Annotated in this window: 10 protein-coding genes; 2 read left to right on the plus strand and 8 right to left on the minus strand. The window is 39.5% G+C overall.

Annotation, left to right across the window (positions count from 1 at the left end):
- A partial coding sequence (locus tag H9565_RS18580) for a beta strand repeat-containing protein (protein WP_215441881.1) occupies positions 1-3,266 on the minus strand: 3,266 nt, incomplete at its 3' end.
- On the opposite strand from H9565_RS18580, the gene H9565_RS18585 reads away from it, so the two are divergent.
- Positions 3,265-3,462 (plus strand): hypothetical protein, encoded by a 198-nt coding sequence (locus tag H9565_RS18585; RefSeq protein WP_215441882.1) that lies wholly within the window; start codon positions 3,265-3,267, stop codon positions 3,460-3,462. The genes H9565_RS18580 and H9565_RS18585 overlap by 2 nt on opposite strands.
- A gap of 358 nt (positions 3,463-3,820) precedes the next feature.
- Here the strand turns inward: H9565_RS18585 and H9565_RS18590 are convergent, their stop codons facing one another.
- The 4 genes from H9565_RS18590 to H9565_RS18605 form a co-directional block, all read right to left on the minus strand.
- Positions 3,821-8,329, minus strand: a complete 4,509-nt coding sequence (locus tag H9565_RS18590; protein ID WP_317195448.1) for a Calx-beta domain-containing protein — start codon at positions 8,327-8,329, stop codon at positions 3,821-3,823.
- 277 nt (positions 8,330-8,606) lie between these two features.
- On the minus strand, positions 8,607-10,544 hold the full coding sequence (locus tag H9565_RS18595; RefSeq protein ID WP_215441883.1) for an OmpA family protein: 1,938 nt from the start codon (positions 10,542-10,544) through the stop codon (positions 8,607-8,609).
- Between the two features lie 10 nt (positions 10,545-10,554).
- Entirely contained in the window at positions 10,555-11,514 is a 960-nt protein-coding gene (locus H9565_RS18600; RefSeq protein ID WP_215441884.1) for a PorP/SprF family type IX secretion system membrane protein, read from the minus strand.
- Positions 11,515-11,528: 14 nt separating this feature from the next.
- Positions 11,529-14,600: a T9SS type B sorting domain-containing protein gene (locus tag H9565_RS18605; protein ID WP_215441885.1), complete on the minus strand. Its 3,072-nt coding sequence runs from the start codon at positions 14,598-14,600 to the stop codon at positions 11,529-11,531.
- 399 nt (positions 14,601-14,999) lie between these two features.
- On the opposite strand from H9565_RS18605, the gene H9565_RS18610 reads away from it, so the two are divergent.
- The gene (locus H9565_RS18610) at positions 15,000-16,589 is read left to right on the plus strand and encodes a peptide chain release factor 3 (RefSeq protein WP_215441886.1); all 1,590 of its coding nucleotides are present in this window, start codon (positions 15,000-15,002) and stop codon (positions 16,587-16,589) included.
- 62 nt (positions 16,590-16,651) lie between these two features.
- Here H9565_RS18610 and H9565_RS18615 read toward each other — a convergent pair whose 3' ends face one another.
- Genes H9565_RS18615 through rpoB form a run of 3 tightly spaced genes read right to left on the minus strand, consistent with a single transcriptional unit; the run spans position 16,652 to position 25,182 of the window.
- Positions 16,652-16,963 carry a DUF3467 domain-containing protein gene (locus H9565_RS18615; protein ID WP_215441887.1) on the minus strand — a complete coding sequence of 104 codons (312 nt, stop codon included), beginning with the start codon at positions 16,961-16,963 and terminating at the stop codon, positions 16,652-16,654.
- Between the two features lie 55 nt (positions 16,964-17,018).
- Positions 17,019-21,317, minus strand: coding sequence for a DNA-directed RNA polymerase subunit beta' (rpoC, locus tag H9565_RS18620; protein ID WP_215441888.1), 4,299 nt, complete (start codon positions 21,315-21,317; stop codon positions 17,019-17,021).
- 55 nt (positions 21,318-21,372) lie between these two features.
- Complete coding sequence (gene rpoB, locus H9565_RS18625; protein WP_215441889.1) at positions 21,373-25,182, minus strand: DNA-directed RNA polymerase subunit beta; 3,810 nt, start codon at positions 25,180-25,182, stop codon at positions 21,373-21,375.
- Positions 25,183-25,196: the final 14 nt, after the last annotated feature.

Raw genomic sequence — 25,196 nt, forward strand, 5'->3', positions numbered from 1 at the left:
ATGTCCACCGTTTCGTTAGCGGTACCCACTGCACTTGTTATCTGTTGGTCGTCACTGGCGTTGTTGGCCAAATCCTCTAATGCCTCTTGAACCGTAGTTTCGTTTACCGTATCGCCATCAACATCAAAAGGAGTGTTCAAAGCTACCTCCGTAGCATCTTGAATCTCGTTTGTTGGGTCGGCATCCGCATCCTGAATATTTATCGTTGTAGAACCACCTCGCTCTAAGTCGATGTCCACCGTTTCGTTAGCGGTACCCACTGCACTTGTTATCTGTTGGTCGTCACTGGCGTTGTTGGCCAAATCCTCCAATGCTTCCTGGACCGTAGTTTCGTTTACCGTATCGCCATCAACATCAAAAGGAGTGTTCAAAGCTACCTCCGTAGCATCTTGAATCTCGTTTGTTGGATCGGCATCCGCATCCTGAATATTTATCGTTGTAGAACCACCTCGCTCTAAGTCGATATCCACGGTTTCGTTAGCCGTACCTACTGCACTTGTTATCTGTTGGTCGTCACTGGCATTGTTGGCCAAATCTTCTAAAGCTTCCTGAACCGTAGTTTCGTTTACCGTATCGCCATCAACATCAAAAGGAGTGTTCAAAGCTACCTCCGTAGCATCTTGAATCTCGTTTGTTGGGTCGGCATCCGCATCCTGAATGTTGATAGTAGTTGAACCACCTCGCTCTAAGTCGATGTCCACCGTTTCGTTAGCGGTACCCACTGCACTTGTTATCTGTTGGTCGTCACTGGCGTTGTTGGCCAAATCCTCTAAAGCTTCCTGAACCGTAGTTTCGTTTACCGTATCGCCATCCACATCAAAAGGAGCATCCAACGGAACTTCCGAAGCATTTTGCTCATCTAAATCCACACTACTGATTTGGTATGGGTTTCCTGCGGAACCATCTCCTGCTACAGAAACATTTGCATTTCCAGATTGTACGATAGTCTCCGTACCATCGGCAGCAGCTACGGAAAGGTCATAATCATTACCTGTTTGGTTTAAAGTTACAGAACCGTCCGTAGAGGATATAGTTTGAATCTCATTGTTCGGGTCACCATCTAAATCAGGACTGGCATTGCCCCCCACTTGGTTCCAATTAGTACCGTCAAAAACATATAACTGCCCAGCAACCTCGTCTACATAAGTTACCCCAGCATTTGACGGTGTTATTGTTGGTGCCCCACTATCTATTAATGTAAGCTCATTGGTTTCGTCTTCATCTGAATCTGTTGAATTAACCGTGTAGTTTCCATTGCCGTCATCAGTTACCGAAATAGCTCCTGTACCAGCAATTACGGTTTCTACAAGAGATGATAAATCTACATTTGCAGAACTCCCTCTTTCTATATCTATTTGAAGTTGATTTGTTCCGCTTAAAGTAGCACCCGTTAAATTCTGGTTATCGCTAGCGTTGGCTGCCAAATCAATAATTGCTTCTTCCACCGTATTTTCATTAACACTGTCCCCATCAACATCTAATGGATTTGTTAAATTAACCTCCGTTGCTTCTTGATCATCCGTACCATCAAAACTGGTTGAAGTATTATCTTCCGAAACATAAGTATATGTAATATTATCAGCTGTAGACAATGTTGTAACCGTCTCATCTATTTCCGTTACCGTACCGTCCGCTTCCGTTACCGTGGCAATAAGGTTACCCGCAATAACATTAGTAATATCGATTCCGTTCGTGTTGATATCCACGTCCGTTCCATCGCCATTGGTAAAACGGTAAAGACCGCCTCCTAAATCCGTAATGTCCGATTTGGAAACCGTTACACTTGTTCCGGCCTCATCAACCAAAGTGATGTTCCCGTCATTGTTATCCTCTATTCGTACGATGCTCTCCTGAATGGAAACCGTGGTCCCGTCCTCTTTACGGTATACACCGATTTCGTTTCCGGAGTTTGAAGTTCCGGTGATGTCCGTAACCGTCTCATCTATTTCCGTTACCGTACCGTCCGCTTCCGTTACCGTGGCAATAAGGTTACCCGCAATAACATTAGTAATATCGATTCCGTTCGTGTTGATATCCACGTCCGTTCCATCGCCATTGGTGAAACGGTAAAGGCCGCCACCTAAATCCGTAATATCCGATTTGGAAACCGTTACAGTATTTCCTTCTTCATCCACTAAAGTGATGTTCCCGTCATTGTTATCTTCTATACGTACGATGCTCTCCTGGATGGAAACCGTTGTCCCGTCTTCCTTTTGGTATACACCGATTTCGTTTCCGTTGGTCGAAGTTCCGGTGATGTCCGTAATTGTTTCGTTAATATCTGTTGTTGACCCATCTGCCTCGGTTACAGTTGCAATGCGATTTCCCGGAACGATATTGCCAATAGACATTCCGTTGGTGTCAATAGTAACATTTGTTCCGTCACCATTAGTGAACTCATAAAGACCGCCTCCCAAATCCGTAATGTCCGATTTGGAAACCGTTACAGTATTTCCTTCTTCATCCACTAAAGTGATGTTCCCGTCATTGTTATCTTCTATACGTACGATGCTCTCCTGGATGGAAACCGTAGTTCCGTCCTCTTTTTGGTATACACCGATTTCATTACCGGAGTTTGAAGTTCCGGTGATGTCCGTAATTGTTTCGTTGATATCTGTTGTTGACCCATCTGCCTCGATTACGGTTGCAATACGATTTCCTGGAACGATATTGCCAATAGACATTCCGTTGGTGTCAATAGTAACATTTGTTCCGTCACCATTAGTGAACTCATAAAGACCTCCTCCTAAATCCGTGATATCAGACTTGGAAACAGTTACTTGGGCTCCTAATTCATTTGTAAATGTTACATTACCATCGCCTTCATCACTTATATCCGTTATTGTTTCATTAATTGTAACTAAATCACCGTTCTCGTTTTCATAAACTCCAATAGCATTTCCTGTAGGCGCCGTTGCCGTTAAGGTAGTAATGGTCTCCACCGGTAAAATAACTGATGCAGTGCCCCCATTTTCAAGGGAAAGCGTAAGTTCTCCGCTTAAACCATCAAAAGTAAAGTTTTGGAGCTGCTGGTCATCGGAAGAGGTCAGCTCCCAAGAATCACCATCCCAAAAATAGATAGTCCCTGTATCCGTATTTACATAAATATCACCTATGTCAGCACCTGCAGGAGTAGTTAATCCTGGAGCTGTAACATCGGTACCGCTTAGCACCTCACAGTTACATTGGTCTTCCAAACTGACCGTAGTCTGTGCAAATGCTAATCCGGAGATTAGGAAAACTAAGATTATACTTATTTTTTTCATGACCATTACTTTACTTGAAACCGTATTGTTCAAAATCTTTATCCTTACCATGCGAACTAGCTTTAGACGCAGTGTACTTTTTATTCCAAAAAAAATATCTGAATTCCGCCCCCGGACATTGCACCTTAGAAGTGCCTTTTGGTATGGCGAAGAGGATGAAGAACACCCTAAATGCCACTTGGTTTATAAAGAATAAACCTATGTCAAACTTTGGTTAAGTTATTCAGTTTTTTGGGTTGTGTTGAACCAATCCTATTGAGAATGATCCAATTACACTTTACAAAATTAATCTTAGTACCTGCAATGGAAAATAATTGTTGTATAAGTGTGAATTCCTATTGTATACGTACTGAAAAATGAGGTCTTGGTTTATTTTTTTCCTGTGTTAATCGTCGATAAGTCCAATAATATCGCTATACTACAGAGGGTCATATGTTTACGAGAATAGTGTAATATGTAGAAAAGTAAAGGCTAAAAATGGTGTCTAAAACGAACGTAGAACTGTTTAAATTTGGACAAACTTACATTTCATATTTAACCATTATATAACATTGTTAATTTGGCTTTACTCTGTAAGTTATTCGCCTATTCGTAATAACAGTATACGCCTTAATTATACTTAAAGGAGAAAACTCAGAAGTAGAGTTTGCCAATGTAGCCGTAGTAGTTACCGTGTTACCTAAACCAATAGCTGAAGGAAGTGGAATACTGAATTTAAACTTGTTGGTATTGTCCGTATTATTATCATCATCGCTATAAGCGGTAACCCTTGATTCCGAATCGGAAGCAGAACCTTCTACCATGGTGCCTAGGTACCGTTGTCCCTCTCCATAATCATAGGTCATGCCCAATCTATTATCTCCTGCAGTGGCAGTTCCTTCATTAATATCAGTTGCAAACAACTCTATAGTAGCTCCCGGTCTTGACCAACCCTCTACTACCAGATTTGACCCTGAAACATACGCCCCTGTAATTACAGGGAAGTTTAGGACACCGTTGGGACCACTATCCGAGTCTCCGGAGTCATTAATGGTTACCCCATCACCAAAACCATCAGATAAATCAATATCTATTCCTAGAGCAGGAATTGCCGTACCGTTTGCGTAAATTGAGTTCCTAGAGATTAAGTTTCCTGATGTATTCCCGCCACTTAGAACAATACCCGCCCCGCCACTGGAAGTTATAATGTTATTGGTTACAGACGAATTACTTCCATCCAAACGAATACCTACATTTGCATCATCTCCCGAACATTTACCTCCATCTTGACCCGAGTTGGAAATTGTATTCTCCGTAATGGTCAAAGAACCGCTTATTCCTTCTGCATCTACGCCTAGGGAAGCAGCTCTATCAATTAAGTTTTGCTGAATTATAATTCCAGACCCACCACTAATTTTTATATTATCAAAACAAGCGTTGTTTCCATTGTCCGTAATATGATTGTTTTGTATTAGGGTAGACGTTCCTCCGTTCACCAAAATACCTTCATCCGTATTTCTTGCTATATAATTGCTGTCTACAATAGATGTTCCTCCAATAATTTCCACGCCATAATCTATATTTCCCGATGCATTGCCACGAGCATTCACACCCAGTAAACTGTGCGACACAGTTGCAGACCCACCCTGAATAATAATTCCTGCATTATTATTGGCACGAACAGCAATATTACGAGTTACCACATTTGTGCCGTTTAATTGCAATACATCACCTGAGGGACTATACAATTCAATTTCCGGTAGGTCAAAGTTGGGCAGATTCGTATTTGAAACTCCTACCCCTGTTCCTCCAGAACCAACAGTTCCTGTATTTGTGTTACCCGAATAAGCAGTTTGCGTACGCCCATCAATAACAGTATTGGTACCAGTTATTACCGGAAAATCGTTGGGATTGGACATGGCAATATTAAAGTATCCATTCGCAAAATTGGCATCGCCCGTTCGTCCTAATGGATCACTAGTAGTTGGTATCATAAATATTGAAGTGTCCTCACCTGTCGCTGGATCAAATATACCGTTCGCTTCAATATCCAAACCAACTTCTCCTATTGCATTTGAATTCAATATAAACTGAGTAAGTGAACCTTGTCCGTTCTCGTTTGTATTTACTATAGTATTAAAATTAAATCCAAAATTAATACCTACAACACCGTTACCGGCCACCTCAACACTAGCTATGCTTTGAGCATTATTAAAAACACCCAATGATACATCCTGAGTTGCTGTTGGGTCAGTTCCCCCAACTTCATCTGTTACATCTACGATACTACCAGATATCATTTCGGTTTTATATGTCTGAACGGGGTAACATGCAGAACAGTTTGCTCCACTATCTCTAGTAGACCGGACCGTTGAGCTCACTACTTTTATAAAGTAGTCTCCATCTGCCATGCCTCCAAACGAATAATTTCCGTTCGCCTCTGTATTTTTTCTTTGTATAAAATTACCAGAAGAATCAAAAAGCTCTACGATTGCACCCGAAATTCCTACTCCTCCAGAGGCCAATTGATCACGGCCTGCGCCACCCGGATAATTGACATCTTCAAAAACACGACCTGCAATTAAGTTGGACGGCACTTTCAATACCACCGCTGCAGAAATCACAAAATCCTGACCTACGTCAACATTTGCTGTGACCTCACTATCTGCCGGTTGAATAAATGATGAAATATCATAAGTATCTAAATCTACACCGTAAGTAGCAGCATTATTATAAACCGGAGGACCTACCGTATTGTCATAAATTGTAGAGTTATAGGAGTTATTACCTGTTTGACCTCCATCTCCCGTAAGAATAAAATTTTGATTTCTTTGATTGGTAATGGACAGTTCTTCAGGATTGGTAGAGCCAGAACTAGATCCATTCAAATCTGGATCACCTTCCCACGATAAAAATGAAGCTTTGGCGCCTGTTCCCGATATGGCATAAAAAGAATCTAGCGTAAACGAATTACCATCATTACTTAAACCATCAAAACCCTGGTATAAGTTTATATTTACTGCTGGCAAAGAACGGTCTTCATAAAAAACCATTAACGCCCAGCCACCAAGAACCGTACTTGTTGTACAATATTCTCCCGTATTATTAATGGTAAGACCACTAAAGTCAAAAACATTACTTGATAAATTGGATACGCCTTGAACTATAGTGGTTACATCACTTACATAACCAAAAAAGTTTCTATTGCCCAAAGATGTCTGATATAGAAAGTTAGCAGAAACACTTTGTCCTTCAAAAGTTACATCTGCATCACGAACCGTACTAGAATGAGACCAATACAGATAAGCCCTTTCAACAGAAGCTGTTGCCGGAACAGGAGATACCAAACTATTGGACGATGATGTAGTAACCGCACAAGGACTAGCCCCATTGGGACTTGTACGTAACGTACCTCCGGTAGTTGAGTAATCATAATACCCATCAAATTCTTGAAACAGTGTTAATGGGTCATTTGCTAAGATCTGAGAATTTATGGTACCCTTACCCGCATCGTTATAATTTACAACTGCATACTGGGCATTTGCTCCAGTAAAGACAATATCAAAATCTTCTGCAAATTCCGGAATACCATCATTGGCTATAGGTACAGAAATGGTCTGAACATTATTTAACTCTCCTGTAAAGGTTAGCGTTCCTGATGTGGCGGTATAATCGCTTCCTGCCAAAGCCAATCCGTCTACGGTCTCAAAATCTACCGTAAATGGGGCTTCAACAAAACCAAACAAAAATATATTTCTTCCGTGCGCAGCTCTTGTAGACCTTACGGTAAACACGGCATTACCCACATCTTCATCAATTGTAATGTCCTCAATTATAATAATGGGACCGTCAGGAAAACAATTGATTTCTGCCTCCCAACCAGCTCCGGTGTTATTTCCGTTAGAAACAAACCTAAACGTTAGACAGCCTGAAGCAGCCGAAGAATTTATTGAAGTGGGTACATTGGCACTATCATACTGACCTATTAAAGTAGCTCCCGTTGAATTACCATCATAAATATAGAGTATATCTCCAGAAACTATCTCGAAACTGGTAAAGTTGACATTCAAATATGTATCAGCTGTATCCGGACATATGGTATAGGTTACATCTTGATTATTAGAATAATTAGAGAGTCCGCCTGGATCAAAAAAGGTATCGCTACATGTAGTTGCACTACCGCCATTAGTCATTATTAAGGCGTCATCATCTATAATCGTTGCTGTAGCTGTATCACTAATGTCTACTTGAGGGTCTGATGCTAGAGTGAATTCCAATATGAAATTTTCCGGATTCTCAATAGTACCGTCATCTAAAATGGGAACGGTAACAGTTTCCGTATCACCTGACGTACCATTGAAGTTTAAAATACCAGAAGCAGAAGTATAATCGTTACCATCAATTGCAGACCCATCTACCGTTCTGTAATTGACCGTAAAAGGAGCTGTAGCGTTCGTACCTGTATGCCGTACCGTAAAAGTAGCATTGCCCCCGTCTTCATCTACTGTTATGTCATCTACCTCCAGAACAGGAATAGGTGCTGGAAAAGTTGCAGAAATCTGAAAATTATCGATAAAGGCGTAGTCATTATTATTCCAATTGCTACCTGATCTCGCCAATCGTATCGTTGTGGTTGCGGAAATAAATCCTGATATATCCCGAGTATAAGTTCCTGTGGTGTTGTTTCCGTTAATGGTACCTACTGTTGTATATGACGCTCCTCCATTGTTAGAAACCTGTATTCCCAAAGCTCTTCCCCCTGTTAGGCTTATACTCGTATAATCAAAGCTAAGAGTTGCTGTTGCAGCTCCATTAAGATTTACTGATCTACGAATAGTTTCTGACCATATATAGTATAATTCCAGCCTATTGCTACTTATTCTAATATATTGACTGGTGGGGCCATTATTTGAATCGCCAGTTTCTATCCAATTTGTAGAAAAGTTAGAACTGCCATTATTATTTGAGTAAGATACACTGCTAAAATTATCGCGATAGGTTTCTTGTGCGACCAACTGTAACGAACACAGCATCGCCAAAAAAACATAAAGAATTCTAGTATGGTTATACACTATTTTTAGCACTTTTTGAAGCTTTGAATAGATGCCGACCGAACGGACCGAGCACTTAACCCAGCAAATATATCCGTACTAGAACTACTTAAGAAAAATTTGTTGTGAAGACCCCAATAGTGAGCGTAACTGATAGTTTTTACAATGTTTAGGTATTTTAAAGCATGTTGAATTGCCTTTAAAATAGACGCATTATCGATTAAATACTTATCTACTTTGTACAGTACCGTGAACAAAAAAGGCAGCTACTTTAAAGTAGCTGCCTTTGGTATTGTATTTCTTAGATATACTATTCCAGAATAATAAATTCCGATCGTCTGTTCAGTTCATGGTCCTTATCCGAACATTTGACACCATTGGCACATTGGTTAATCAATTTAGTTTCACCAAAACCTTCACTATCCAATCTTTCTTTGGCTATCCCTCTTTTTACCATATAGTTAACTGTAGCTTCGGCCCGTTTTTGAGAAAGCCATAAGTTATAAGAGTCTTTACCCCTACTATCCGTATGGGAATTGACTTTGATTCTCAAACTAGAGTATTTCTCCATGGCAGCAATTACCTTCTCAACCTCTATTTCAGAATCTTTACGAATGTTGTATTTATTAAAATCAAAATAGATGGTACTCAATTGTAATAGTTTGGCTAAATCATCTCCAAAACCAGCACTAATAGAATTTCTCTCTAGATAAAAGTCTATGGTTTTAGGTTCCCCATCAGATTTTCCTAAATACTCTTCAGATGGAATATACCCCTCTGTCATAGCTCTTACAAAATTACCTTGGGTACAATCTACCAATAAGCTATACTTACCTTCAGCATCTGTAATGGCCGACATTATTTCGTCATTATTTTCATTGATGACCTTAACCGATGCCCCAATTAAAGGCTCATTGGATATTTTGTCCCGCACTACCCCGGAAATAGCCTGTTCACAGTCAATCACCAACGATTTGGTTTCCAAGAAAGCGTAAATATCATCTGCTCCCTGCCCTTCCGAGCGGTTAGAGGCAAAATACCCTTTTTTAGTTTCTTCGTTAAAGATAAACGTAAAATCATCCATTCTTCCATTAACGGGTTCACCTACGTTCATAACGTTTCCATCCAACTTTCCGTTGGCTACTTTAGTAGCAAAAATATCCAAGCCCCCAAGACCAGGATGGCCATCAGAAGAGAAATAAAGGACATCTTCGCTAGAAACAAAAGGAAAGGTTTCCCTAGCTTCCGTATTAATTACCAGACCTAGATTTTCAGGAGTACCGTAAGTTCCATCATCGTTTATGGAAACCCTAAAAATATCAGATTCCCCTAAAGAACCGGGCATATCCGATGCAAAATATAAGGTCTTTTCATCTGCACTTAATGTGGGATGGGCTACAGAGTAATCATTGCTATTAAAGGGTAGTTCCTCTACATTAGACCATACACCCTCTACCATTTTAGCCTTGAAAATTTTAAGACGTATTACTCCTTTTTCGTCTTTTACATATTTGCCGGACTTAAAATTATTTCTAGTGAAATATAAAACGTCCCCGGCCTTGTTTACTGTTGATGTTGATTCGTGTAATCTTGTATTTACATGGTCCCCAAACTTAATAACAGTACCTTGAGAAATACTATCTGCGTTTACTTTATATAAATCCAAAAAATCCTTTGAATTCCAAGTATGACGATAGCGAGCAAAATTACCGGTGTCCCTATCCGAAGAAAAAATTAGACCCTCTTTATAGAAAGAAGGTGCAAACTCCGAGTACGGAGAATTATATTGAAAAGGCGATACGTTATATCTACCCGAATTTCTTTTAATATCGTTTAGATAGTCTTTCTCGTCTTTGTATGCAGTAGCCCTTCCATCATCTGAAGTGGCCTCCAAAAATTTGCCCATAACTTCTTTGGAAGCATCGTACTCCTCTAAAGTTTTTAAGGTCTGTGCATATCTAAAGTAATACTCCGGACCTATTTCTCCCGGATACTCGTCTACCAGTCTTTTGTATGTTTTTGACGCATCCTCGTAATCTGCATTGTAATAGTAAGAGTTTCCTAATTTTTTGAGAAGGTCTGCCGAAACGTATCCCCTATCCAGTACTTTTTTATAAATATCGATAGCCGGACTAAAAGAGTATTCGTCATATTTTTCATTGGCCTTGGTAATCAATTTTTCTTGGGCAAAACAACTCGTGCCCATCAAAAAGACCAAAACATAAAGAATGTGTATTTTTTTCATCATAAGGCAAGGTTTAGAAGAAACGCGGAGAAACCAGTTTTTCAAATGATTTCACTAATTCCCATCTTAGAAAAATTTCAAAAGATCCGCTATTGAACTGTGTACTACCAAAGTCTGTTGTTTCTTTATCATATGCTAACCCTAACATAATTTGGTCAGATATCTGAAAACCAGCAAGAGCACTTACAGCGGCATCCCATCTGTAAGCTGCACCAAAAGAAAACTTCTCTGCAAACAGAAAATTAGCTGAGACATCTACCTGAAGCGGTGCACCACCTACAACCTTTGTCAATAGAGCTGGCTTAAATTTAAAGTTATCATTTAAATCAAAAACGTATCCAGTAATCAAGTAAAAGTTAACACGATCTTTAGCCAAAAAGTCAATTTGGTTAGCATCCGAGTTGGCCGAATCAAAATGTTCTACCTCTAACAAATTGGGAGCAGAAAGTCCCGCATAAAATTTATCGGTATGGTAGTACATTCCCAGTCCTACGTTAGGAGAAAATCGGTTTTCAATATTATCGGTACCTACAGCTTCTTCAAAACCTGGTCTCTGTCTTAATTGTTCAAAATCCAAATTGAGAATATTACCTCCCAACTTTAATCCAAAAGATAGTTTTCCTTTTAAAGAAACGTCAATTGAATATGAGATCAACCCATCTATATAAGTTTCTTGAACAGTGCCCTCTCCTATTTTATCGTTCACTATAGACAACCCGTAACCTACTTTACTGTTCCTTATGGGAGAGTGTAAATTGATGGTAAAAGTCTCTGGAGATCCATCTAAACCTACCCATTGCGACCTGTATAGGCCTGCAATACTCAATTGCCCCCTAGAACCTGCATAGGCAGGGTTAACGCTCATTGTATTAAACATATACTGAGTGTACTGGGCATCTTGTTGGGCCGAAGCCGTTTGACAATAGACCAATACCAAGAATAGGCCTGCTAGTAGTTTATTTCTTATAATCATACCTACTTTATAGATTATTTGCTGATGTAAATATAACCACTATCAGTTATATTAGCTTTATTTACAGTATTGTACTTAAAGATATAAAAATAAACCCCTGCCGGTAAATAATCCTGACCAGCTATTGTAGACCTTCCTTTTGATCTACCATCGAACACATTGTTCTGGTTATTGTAATCATCTCCTTCGTATACAGCAACACCCCATCTATTGAAAATCTTAAGATTATTATCTAAAGCTTTATCAACATTTTCAATCCACAAGAATTCATTTTTACCATCTCCGTTAGGGGTTACCATTTGCATCACTACAATTTCAGTATCCTCTTCTGGATCTAGGTATGAAGGCGTACCATCACCATCCAAATCATCATCAGTTGGGTCTCCGTTGTTATTTCCGTCTTCGTCCGGCGTATCAATTCCATCACCATCATCATCCAAATCACGATAGTTTACATCTTCGGTACCATCCGTGTCCGGTAAATCGTTTGCTGGATCATCAATTTCATCGTTTACATCAAAACCATCATTAACATCGCTACCCTCGTAACCGTCATCAAGACCATCTCCATCCGTATCCGTACCTGTAAAGGATTGATCAGGTGCTCCATCAAAATTAAAATCATTTCCTTCATTATGATCAAACACTAAATCATTATCACTATCCGAATCCAAGTAATCCTCTTCATCTGTACCATCTGTATTAACAGGCGTCAATCCATCAGGGTATGCGGAATTTAATCCATCATTGGCTTCATATGTTGCTTCATCGTCATCGTTTGGAGCAATATAGCCATCCGTAGTTTGTGCCTCAACATTATCCGGAATACCGTCATCATCTGAGTCAATATCTAAATGGTTAGGTATAGTATCTCCATCAGAATCCAAAGGATTGGTCAATGGGTCATTATCACCATCTGTGTTTGGGTCTTCAACCGTATCCAAAATACCATCGTTATCATCATCTAAATCTACTCTATCCGGAACACCGTCACCATCCGTATCCTTATCGTTAGGATTAGAATCCGGATCCAGGTAATCTGGTGTACCGTCTTCGTCCGTATCGTCATTGGTAGGGTCTCCATCTCCATCAATATCTTCATCTGGTGTATCAATGCCATCACCATCATCATCCAAATCGCGATAGTTCACATCTTCTGTACCATCTGTATCAGGCAAGTCATTGACCGGGTCATCAATTTCATCGTTTACATCAAAACCATCATTAACATCGCTGCCCTCATAACCATCATCTAAACCGTCTCCATCCGTATCTATTCCGGTATAAGTCTGATCTGGCTTGCCATCAAAATTGAAGTCATTGCCTTCGTTATTATCAGGAACAGTGTCATTGTCACTATCCAAATCAATATAATCTTCCGTGTCTTCCCCATCTGTATTCACCGGAGTAAGACCATCTGGGTAAGCTGAGTTTAAACCATCGTTAGCAGCATATGTTGCTTCATCATCTTCATTAGGCGCTATATAACCATCCGTAGTTTGTGCCTCAACGTTATCCGGAATACCGTCATCATCAGAATCAATATCCAAATGATTAGGAATACCATCTTCATCTGTATCCAATGGGTTCGTTAATGGATTATCATCTCCATCTGTGTTAGGGTCTTCTACCGTATCTAAAATACCATCGTTATCATCATCCAAATCCGTTATATCCGGAACACCATCACCATCTGTATCTGTAGTAGTATCCTCATCAAAGTCAAGATAATCTGGTGTACCGTCTTCATCTGAATCATCATTAGTAGGATCCCCATCTTCATCTGCATCTTCATCCGGTGTGTTTATTCCATCACCATCATCATCCAAATCACGATAGTTTACATCTTCCGTACCATCCGTATCAGGCAAGTCGTTGGCAGGGTCATCAATTTCATCATTAACATCATAACCGTCATTAACATCACTACCTTCATAACCATCATCTAGACCATCTCCATCTGTATCTATTCCGGTATAAGTCTGGTCAGGAATACCGTCAAAATTAAAATCGTTTCCTTCGTTATTATCCGGAACGTCATCATTATCACTATCTGCATCTAGATAATCCTCAACATCACTACTATCAGTATTAACGGGGGTCAACCCATCAGGATACGCAGAATTAAGTCCGTCATTAGAATCATAAGTAGCAGCATCGTCATCGTTTGGTGCTATATAACCATCTGTAGTCTGAGCTTCTACATTGTCAGGAATACCATCGTTATCCGAATCAATATCCAAATGATTTGGAATACCATCTTCATCTAAATCATAGGGGTCCGTTAGCGGATTATCATCACCGTCAATATTAGGATCTTCAACTGTATCCAAAATACCGTCATTATCATCATCCAAATCTACATTATCGTTAACACCATCACCATCCGTATCCGGACATATAACAGGTATAACTCTTAAACGAATACCGTTTACAGGAAAACTAGAAGTAGTATAGAACTGTATTTCATTTGCCAAACCTTGTGATAACCATACAAAACGGTCAGGACCATATATAGGAGCTGCCGTTGTGTTTTCTACAAAGTAATCATTGGTTTCATTACCAGAAATAATTCCTGCAGGCAAAGCTGTGGTCTGGACATACTCTACATTATCCAAAGAAAGAATACCATCTCTATGGTTAGAATCTACACGAGCTGAGTGCTCTGCTATAATTTGTACCGGCACGGTTCCCGAGAAAGTAAAAGTGGCCGGTAAATCTTTATTAACCTCAAAAAGCCCCAAAGAACTTTTTGTACTTGCTCCTTGTACACTTACCAAAATAGAACCTGCTGGAAGTCCCCACTTGGAACTCACATCTACATTATCCGCTGAAAGGCTACCATCCGTAACCCCATCAGGAAAACCAAAATCTCCCGGTCTAATCTCTTTATTGTCCAAACGGGTACAACCATCAGCATCAAACATGTAAGCTGGTTGCACTTCTTCATTGGTCTCTTTTTCCGAATCTAAAGTATCGGAGAAATTTTCAAAGGAGCTATTTATCCCAAAAAGGACTACAGCAAGTACATAAGTAAATGCCTTGAACGTTTTGTTCTTAAAATTCAGTAGAGTAAAGTTTTCCATAAATGTTTAGCTTTTATTAAACTAATCACCATGGCGTGTAGGTCAAAAATGTGGTTGGCAAGAAGTTGGGAGACTTCAATTCTAGGTGCAAGATATATCTAATATTTCGTTAACCAAATTGTTTTGAAAGTATAAATTATGAATAATCCTCCAAAGACAAATATATTCGGTAAAGGGCTGAAAACAATACAATTTACATAGTTTTCATTTCCCTATTATCATGCACAAACCTAAACTATAACCAACGAAAATCGGGATTTTCTGCCGTTCATCGATATATACCAAACCCTATCACTTAACACAAAAAACCACCTAAATCTTAGCCTCAAGGCTTGGTTTTAACTCAACATAAATCAGGTCATAACTAGAATTTAATGTATTTTTGCACAAATTTTCTTCATGAGTTTTAAAGACGAGATTCAAAGGCGTAGAACCTTTGGAATAATTTCCCACCCGGATGCCGGTAAGACCACATTAACCGAAAAACTTCTGTTATTTGGTGGTGCCATTCAGGAGGCGGGTGCTGTAAAAAACAATAAAATCAAGAAAACGGCCACGAGTGACTTTATGGAAATAGAGCGCCAAAGAGGTATCTCCGTTGCCACATCCGTACTTGCCTTTATATATAAGGATAAGAAAATAAACATTCTTGATACCCCTGGGCATAAAGATTTTGCCGAAGATACCTTTAGAACACTTACAGCTGTAGATAGTGTTATAGTTGTGGTTGATGTTGCCAAAGGTGTGGAAGAGCAAACCGAAAAATTGGTGCAGGTTTGTAGAATGCGAAACATTCCTATAATTGTTTTTATAAATAAATTGGATAGAGAGGGGCGCGATGCTTTTGACCTTCTTGACGATTTGGAGCAAAAACTTGGCCTATCCGTTACCCCTTTAAGTTTCCCAATTGGTATGGGTTATGATTTTAAAGGTATTTACAATATCTACGAAAAGAACATTAATCTTTTTAGCGGCGATAGTAAAAAAAATATTGAGGAAACTATAGCCTTTGACTCTATTGAAAGCCCTGAACTCGAGAAAATTATAGGAAACAATGCCGCCGAAGAACTTCGTGATAACTTAGAGTTGGTAAGAGGCGTATATCCTGATTTTGATAAAGAAAGCTATTTGCAAGGTGAGCAACAGCCCGTATTCTTTGGCTCTGCCCTTAATAATTTTGGTGTTCGGGAGCTATTGGATTGTTTTATAGAAATTGCCCCATCTCCTCGCCCTAAAAAAGCTGAAGAAAGAGTTGTTGAGGCAAATGAAAAGGAAATGTCCGGTTTTGTATTTAAGATACATGCCAATATGGACCCAAAACATCGTGACCGTTTAGCGTTTATTAAAATTGTGTCCGGAACGTTTGAACGAAACAAACCCTACCTTCATGTTAGAAATGGAAAAAAACTAAAATTCTCAAGTCCTAATGCGTTTTTTGCCGAGAAAAAAGAAATCGTGGATATATCTTATCCCGGAGATATTGTCGGGCTTCATGATACAGGTAATTTTAAAATAGGCGACACCCTAACCGAAGGAGAGGAACTACACTACAAAGGAATCCCAAGCTTCTCTCCTGAGCATTTTAGGTACATTAACAATGCAGACCCAATGAAGTCCAAACAGCTTTACAAGGGCATTGACCAGCTTATGGATGAAGGTGTAGCGCAGTTATTTACACTGGAAATGAACGGCAGAAAGGTTATAGGAACTGTAGGAGCACTTCAGTTTGAGGTTATTCAATACCGTCTTGAACATGAATATGGTGCCAAATGTACCTATGAAAACTTTCCTGTTTTCAAAGCTTGTTGGGTAGAAGCATCAGACCCCAAGAACGAAGAATTTAAAGAATTCAAAAGAGTGAAACAGAAATTTTTAGCCAAGGACAAGCGAAATCAATTGGTATTCTTGGCCGATTCTCAATTCTCTTTACAAATGACCCAACAAAAATACCCTAGCGTAAAACTTCATTTTGTTTCTGAGTTCGATTAGAAACCGGAAAAACTTATAAAATAAAAAATGCCCTTTGTAGTAACAAAGGGCATTTTTTATTCTTAAGCTTCTCCTGTTGGCCCAAAATTAATTGGTATTGGAGGTTGCTCGTAGTCCTTAATAGTTCCGTGAGCAGCTTCAAACCTATTTACATTATCATTCAAAGCCTTTAAAAACTTTTTCGCATGCTGCGGAGTCAGAACAATTCTGCTCTTTACCTTGGCTTTGGGAGCGCCTGGCATCATGCTTATAAAGTCTACTACAAATTCTGATACTGAATGATTGATGATCGCTAGATTGGAATAGATTCCTTCAGCTGTCTTTTCATCAAGTTCAATATTGATTTGGTTCTGTTTTTGTTCTTTTTCGCTCATATGTAAAAAAAATAAACCCTCAATAGAAACTATTGAGGGTTTTAATTATTTGAGTTTAAAATTTCAAGGCCTCTTTGCGCGCCATGATTTCATCATACTCTTCTTTAGAGCCAACTATGATGTTCTCATAGTCTCTCATACCTGTACCTGCTGGAATCTTATGTCCAACAATAACATTCTCCTTCAAGCCTTCCAATGTATCTACTTTACCACTTACAGCAGCTTCGTTCAATACTTTAGTAGTTTCTTGGAAAGATGCTGCAGATATAAACGATTTAGTCTGTAGAGACGCACGTGTAATACCCTGTAGAATTGGCGTAGCCGTAGCCGCAACCGCATCGTTGGCCGTAACTAGATTCTTATCCGAACGTTTCAAGACAGAATTTTCATCTCTCAATTCACGAGCAGTAATAATCTGACCAGGTTTAAGGTTTTCTGAATCACCTGCATCTACAACAACCTTCTTACCAAAGATCTCATCGTTTTCCTGAATAAAGTCATCCTTATGAACCAATTGGTTTTCTAAAAAGATAGTGTCTCCCGGATCTTGAATACGAACTTTACGCATCATCTGTCTAACAACAACCTCAAAGTGCTTATCATTAATCTTCACACCCTGCAGACGGTATACTTCTTGAACTTCGTTCACTAAGTACTGTTGTACTGCTGATGGGCCTTTGATCTTAAGGATATCCTCTGGAGTTATAGAACCATCTGACAATGGCATACCGGCACGAACATAATCGTTCTCCTGTACCAAAATCTGATTGGAAAGCTTTACCAAGTATTTCTTGACTTCACCTAACTTAGATTCAATAATGATCTCACGGTTACCTCTTTTGATTTTCCCGAAAGAAACAACACCATCAATTTCTGAAACAACCGCTGGGTTAGAAGGGTTACGCGCTTCAAAAAGTTCGGTTACCCTTGGAAGACCACCGGTAATATCACCTGCCTTAGCAGATTTACGTGGTATCTTAACAAGTGTCTTACCTTCTTTAATCTTATCTCCATCATCTACCATAATGTGCGATCCAACCGGAAGGTTGTACGAACGTAATGTTTCACCTTTATTATCTTGGATCAACAGAGTTGGTATCAATTTCTTGTTACGAGATTCAGAGATTACTTTTTCCTGGAAACCAGTCTGTTCATCAATCTCTACTTGATAAGTAACACCTTGCTCAATATTCTCGTAAGCAATCTTACCTGGGAACTCAGAAACAATTACACCGTTATATGGATCCCAAGAACAAACAACATCGCCTTTAGTAATGGTTGCGCCATTCTCTATGAACAATTGCGAACCGTAAGGTATATTGTTAGTACTTAAAGTAATACCGGTTTTCTTATCTACAACTTTGATTTCAGAGGTTCTAGAAATAACAATAGTGGCAGGATTACCCTCATTGTCCGTTCCTATAACCGTTCTTAAATCTTCTATTTCCGCTACACCGCTAAATTTAGCGATCAACTTGTTATCTTCAGAAATGTTACCTGCAATACCACCCACGTGGAATGTACGTAACGTAAGCTGTGTACCTGGCTCACCAATGGATTGTGCTGCTACAACACCTACTGCCTCACCTCTTTGTACCATTTTATTGGTAGACAGGTTTCTACCGTAACATTGAGCACAAATTCCTTTAGGCGCTTCACATGTTAATGCAGAACGCACTTCTACTTTCTCAACAGGAGACTCTTCAATTCTCTTAGCATCGGCCTCCATTATTTCCTGACCAGCAACAAGTAATTGCTCCTCAGTTAACGGATCAAATACATCATGTAATGAAACCCTACCTAAGATACGAGCTCCAAGAGATTCTACAACTTCTTCATTCTTCTTAAGGGCAGAAACTTCAACCCCTCTTAAAGTCTCACAATCTGTAATGTTAATGATTACATCTTGAGAAACATCTACCAAACGACGTGTTAAGTAACCTGCATCCGCCGTTTTAAGGGCAGTATCCGCAAGACCTTTACGAGCACCGTGAGTAGAAATAAAGTATTCAAGGATGGAAAGACCTTCCTTAAAGTTAGAAAGAATTGGGTTTTCAATAATCTCACCACCTCCGGCAGTAGATTTTTTAGGCTTGGCCATCAAACCACGCATACCTGTTAACTGACGAATCTGCTCTTTAGAACCCCTTGCACCAGAATCAAGCATCATGTACACCGAGTTGAATCCTTGCTGATCCTCACGAATACGCTTCATAGCAAGTTCCGTTAACATGGCATTGGTAGATGTCCAAACATCAATTACCTGATTGTAACGTTCATTGTTAGTAATAAGACCCATGTTATAGTTGGTCATAATACCTTCTACCTGAACATTGGCATCGGCAATCATTTCATGCTTCTCTTGAGGAATAATAATATCACCCAAGCTAAATGATAGTCCACCTTTAAAAGCGAACTCATATCCCATTGTCTTAATCTTATCCAAGAAATCGGCAGTGGTCGGAACATCAGTTACAGCCAAAATTCCACCAATAATATCTCTTAAAGACTTTTTGTTCAATACGTCGTTAATGTACCCTGCTGCCTCCGGAACTTCCATGTTGAACAAAACTCTACCTACGGTGGTGGGTATTATTTTGTAAACCAACTCTCCTTCTTCATTAAAGTCCTTAGCTCTAACTTTGATACCTGCGTTCAAGTTTACTTTACCTTCATTAAAGGCAATTTCAACTTCTTCCGCTGAATAAAAAGTAAGACCTTCTCCCGCGATAGGAACTTCAGGTGTAGACTTTCTTTCTTTGGTCATATAGTACAGACCCAATACCATATCCTGAGAAGGTACGGTAATTGGTGATCCATTTGCAGGGTTCAAGATGTTATGCGATGCCAACATCAATAACTGAGCCTCTAAAATGGCTTCGGGTCCTAATGGAAGGTGAACCGCCATCTGGTCACCATCAAAATCCGCGTTAAATGCCGTACAAACCAATGGGTGAAGACGTATTGCCTTACCTTCTATAAGTTTTGGCTGGAACGCCTGAATACCCAAACGGTGCAACGTAGGAGCACGGTTCAACAGTACCGGATGCCCTTTTAGTACGTTTTCAAGAATATCCCAAACAACTGGTTCTTTCTTGTCTATAATTTTCTTAGCGGACTTCACCGTTTTTACAATACCTCTTTCTATCAGTTTTCTGATAACAAAAGGCTTATAAAGTTCGGCAGCCATATCTTTAGGAAGACCACATTCAAACAATTTCATTTCCGGTCCAACAACAATTACCGAACGTGCAGAATAATCAACACGTTTACCCAAAAGGTTTTGACGGAAACGACCTTGCTTACCTTTTAATGAATCTGAAAGCGATTTTAACGGTCTGTTAGATTCCGTTTTTACTGCTGAAGCTTTTCTGGTATTATCAAAAAGAGAATCTACCGCTTCTTGAAGCATACGTTTCTCATTTCTAAGAATTACTTCAGGAGCCTTGATCTCTACCAACCTTTTTAAACGGTTGTTACGAATAATAACCCTTCTGTAAAGGTCGTTCAAATCCGAAGTAGCGAAACGACCACCATCTAGTGGTACCAATGGACGCAATTCTGGCGGAATCACCGGAATTACCTTCATAATCATCCACTCTGGTCTGTTTTCCCTATTTTCTTGAGATTCACGAAGCGCCTCAACTACTTGAAGTCTTTTTAACGCCTCTGTTTTTCTTTGTTTAGAAGTTTCAGTGTTCGCCTTATGACGTAACTGGTACGAAAGTTCTTTTAAGTCTATACGAGCTAAAAGATCTATAAGACATTCCGCACCCATTTTAGCGATAAACTTGTTAGGGTCCGTATCTTCTAAATATTGATTTTCAACTGGAATAGATTCCAGAATAGTCAAGTACTCTTCTTCGGTCAAGAAATCCATCTTATTGATTTCTTCACCTTCAGGCCCTTTGGCAATACCCGGTTGAATTACTACATAACGTTCGTAGTAAATGATCATATCCAATTTCTTGGAAGGTAATCCTAAAAGGTAACCTATTTTATTTGGCAACGAACGGAAGTACCAGATATGAGCTACAGGAACCACTAAGTTAATGTGCCCTACTCTATCTCTACGTACTTTCTTTTCCGTAACCTCAACACCACAACGGTCACAAACAATACCACGGTAACGAATTCTTTTGTATTTACCACAGGCACATTCATAATCCTTAACAGGACCAAAAATACGCTCGCAAAAAAGACCGTCACGCTCTGGCTTGTGCGTTCTATAGTTGATAGTTTCAGGCTTGAGAACTTCTCCTCTTGACTCCGCCAAAATTGCTTCTGGAGAGGCCAATCCGATAGAAATTTTATCAAACCTTTTTATTGGATTATTATCTTTTATTCTAGCCATAATCTAATGGTGATACTAATTAAAATGTGTGTTCTTCAATCGCTACAATCGGATTCTATTCTTCCAAACGGATATCTAAGCCCAAACCTTTAAGTTCGTGCATCAATACGTTAAAAGATTCCGGTAAACCGGGTTCTGGCATGGTCTCGCCCTTAACTATTGACTCATAGGTCTTGGCCCTACCGATAACATCATCCGACTTAACGGTCAATATTTCACGTAAAGTTGCCGAAGCACCATATGCCTCAAGAGCCCAAACTTCCATCTCTCCAAAACGCTGACCACCAAACTGAGCTTTACCACCCAATGGCTGTTGTGTAATTAAAGAGTAAGGTCCTATAGAACGTGCGTGCATTTTATCATCTACCATGTGACCAAGTTTTAGCATATAAATCACTCCAACTGTAGCCGGCTGATCAAAACGCTTACCTGTTCCACCATCATGAAGGTAGGTATGTCCAAATCTTGGAATACCAGCTTCATCTGTGTATTCATTAATTTGATCTAATGTAGCACCATCAAAAATTGGTGTAGCATATTTTTTACCCAACTTAAGACCGGCCCAACCTAATACGGTTTCGTAAATCTGACCAATGTTCATACGAGAAGGTACACCTAATGGGTTCAATACAATATCAACTGGTGTTCCATCTGCCAAGAAAGGCATATCCTCTTGACGTACGATACGGGATACAATACCTTTGTTACCGTGACGTCCCGCCATTTTATCCCCAACTTTAAGCTTACGCTTTTTGGCAACATAAACTTTAGCCAGCTTCATAATTCCTGCAGGTAATTCATCACCAACAGAAATTGTAAACTTGTCTCTTCTTAGGTTTCCTTGAAGATCGTTAAGCTTTATCTTATAGTTGTGAAGCAAATCTGCAACAGACTCGTTGGTATCCTTGTCCATTGTCCAGCTACCACCTACCAAGTGAGCAAAATCGTCTACGGAGTTTAACATTTTAAGTGTATACTTCTTACCTTTTGGTAATACTTCTTCACCTAAATCGTTCAATACACCTTGAGACGTCTTACCATTGATCAAAGTAAAAAGCTTCTCTATCAAGATGTCTTTCAACTCTTGAAACTTTACTTCGTACTCTAATTCTAACTTGTTAAGCTCTTCTTTATCTTCGGAACGCTTACGCTTATCCTTTACAGAACGAGAGAATAACTTCTTATCAATAACAACACCTCTTAGAGATGGCGAAGCTTTTAAAGATGCATCTTTAACATCGCCCGCTTTATCTCCAAAAATTGCTCTTAATAATTTTTCTTCAGGAGTTGGATCAGACTCTCCTTTTGGAGTAATCTTACCAATTAGGATATCACCAGGCTTAACCTCTGCACCAATACGGATCATACCGTTTTCGTCCAAATCCTTAGTAGCTTCCTCAGAAACGTTAGGAATATCATGGGTTAGCTCCTCTGCACCTAATTTTGTATCTCTAACTTCCAAAGAATACTCATCTACGTGAATAGATGTAAAGATATCTTCACGAACTACTTTTTCAGAGATTACGATTGCATCCTCAAAGTTATACCCTTTCCAAGGCATGAAAGCCACGGTAAGGTTACGGCCTAGTGCCAATTCGCCTTTTTCTGTAGCATATCCTTCACACAGAACCTGACCTTTTTTAACTTTATCACCTCTTCTTACAATTGGCTTCAAGTTAATACTGGTTCCTTGGTTAGTTTTTCTGAACTTAACCAAGTTGTATGATTTAGAATCTTCTTCAAAACTTACCAAACGCTCAGCATCGGTACGATCATATTTTACCGTAATCATTTTGGCATCTACATACTCTATAGTACCATCTCCTTCTGCATTAATCAATACCCTAGAGTCAGAAGCAACCTGACGTTCAAGACCGGTACCTACAATTGGTGCCTGTGGTCTTAACAATGGTACGGCTTGGCGCATCATGTTAGATCCCATCAATGCACGGTTGGCATCATCATGTTCCAAGAAAGGAATAAGCGATGCGGAAATAGACGCAATCTGGTTAGGAGCAACATCCGTATAGTTGATTTCACTTGGATCAACAACAGGAAAATCTCCCTCTTCACGTGCAATAACCTTATCTGTATTTATCTGACCGTCTTCTTTTAAAGGAATGTTAGCCTGAGCTATTTTCATTCCTTCCTCTTCCTCAGCACTCAGGTATACAAACTCTTCTGTATTCACCTTAGCGTTATCTACCTTGCGGTAAGGAGTTTCCAAGAAGCCCATTGGGTTTACTTTAGAAAAAACTGCAAGTGAAGATATCAAACCAATGTTTGGACCTTCAGGAGTTTCAATAGGACAAAGTCTACCGTAGTGCGTGTAGTGAACATCACGAACCTCAAAACCTGCACGCTCTCTAGAAAGACCACCTGGCCCTAGTGCCGATAATCTACGTTTGTGCGTAATCTCTGCCAACGGATTGGTTTGATCCATAAACTGAGATAACTGGTTAGTTCCAAAGAATGAATTAATTACAGAAGACAAGGTCTTTGCATTAATCAAATCTATTGGGGTAAACACCTCGTTATCACGTACGTTCATACGCTCACGAATAGTTCTTGCCATACGGGCAAGACCAACACCAAACTGAGACGACAACTGCTCACCAACCGTACGAACACGACGGTTAGAAAGGTGATCAATATCATCAATCTCTGCTTTAGAGTTAATAAGCTCGATCAAGTATTTAATAATAGTTATGATATCTTCTTTGGTCAAGACCTGCTTGTCCATTCCAATATCCAACTGTAATTTCTTGTTCATTCTATAACGACCAACTTCACCTAAGTTGTAACGTTGATCAGAGAAGAATAATTTATCTATAATACCACGAGCAGTCTCCTCATCGGGCGGCTCGGCATTACGTAATTGACGATAAATGTGCTCAACAGCTTCTTTTTCTGAGTTTGTTGGATCCTTCTGTAATGTATTGTGGATTATAGAATAATCTGACTGTGCATTACTCTCCTTGTGAAGAAGGATAGTTTTTACGTCAGCTTCCAAAATCTCCGCAATATGGTCCTTTTCCAAAACCGTATCACGATCAATAACAATTTCGTTTCTTTCTATAGAAACAACTTCGCCGGTATCCTCATCAACAAAATCTTCGTGCCAAGTGTTCAAAACCCTCGCAGCCAATTTGCGACCTAATACTTTCTTTAGACCGGCGTTTGAAACTTTAACCTCTTCAGAAAGGTCGAAAATCTCAAGAATATCTTTATCTCTCTCAAAACCTATAGCTCTGAAAAGAGTAGTTACTGGCAACTTCTTCTTACGATCAATGTACGCATACATTACACCGTTAATATCTGTTGCAAATTCTATCCACGAACCTTTAAACGGTATAACCCTGGCAGAATATAATTTGGTACCGTTTGCATGAAATGACTGACCAAAGAAAACACCTGGAGAACGGTGCAACTGAGAAACTACAACCCTTTCCGCTCCATTGATAACAAATGTACCACTAGGTGTCATATAAGGTATAGTACCCAAATACACATCTTGCACGATAGTTTCAAAATCTTCGTGCTCAGGATCGGTACAGTATAATTTTAATCGTGCTTTTAACGGAACACTATATGTAAGACCACGCTCTATACATTCTTGGATAGAATATCTTGGCGGATCTATGAAGTAATCTAAAAATTCAAGTACGAACTGGTTTCTGGTGTCCGTAATAGGGAAGTTTTCCATGAAGGTATTGTACAAGCCTTCATTGCCTCTTTCATCAGATTTTGTTTCTAACTGAAAAAAGTCTTGAAACGATTTTATCTGGATGTCCAAGAAATCCGGATACTCCGGCGTGTTCTTAGCGGATGCAAAATTTATTCTCTCAGTCTGTTGTGTGAACATCTATGGACAGTATT

The organism is Zobellia russellii, from assembly GCF_018728565.1.
Classification (GTDB): Bacteria; Bacteroidota; Bacteroidia; order Flavobacteriales; family Flavobacteriaceae; genus Zobellia; species Zobellia russellii.

Coding starts and splice junctions, on each gene's coding strand:
- rpoB (WP_215441889.1), bottom strand. CDS start 25,182: ATGTTCACACAACAGACTGAGAGAATAAATTTTGCATCCGCTAAGAAC.
- H9565_RS18585 (WP_215441882.1), top strand. CDS start 3,265: ATGACCATTACTTTACTTGAAACCGTATTGTTCAAAATCTTTATCCTT.
- rpoC (WP_215441888.1), bottom strand. CDS start 21,317: ATGGCTAGAATAAAAGATAATAATCCAATAAAAAGGTTTGATAAAATT.
- H9565_RS18600 (WP_215441884.1), bottom strand. CDS start 11,514: ATGATTATAAGAAATAAACTACTAGCAGGCCTATTCTTGGTATTGGTC.
- H9565_RS18605 (WP_215441885.1), bottom strand. CDS start 14,600: ATGGAAAACTTTACTCTACTGAATTTTAAGAACAAAACGTTCAAGGCA.
- H9565_RS18595 (WP_215441883.1), bottom strand. CDS start 10,544: ATGATGAAAAAAATACACATTCTTTATGTTTTGGTCTTTTTGATGGGC.
- H9565_RS18610 (WP_215441886.1), top strand. CDS start 15,000: ATGAGTTTTAAAGACGAGATTCAAAGGCGTAGAACCTTTGGAATAATT.
- H9565_RS18615 (WP_215441887.1), bottom strand. CDS start 16,963: ATGAGCGAAAAAGAACAAAAACAGAACCAAATCAATATTGAACTTGAT.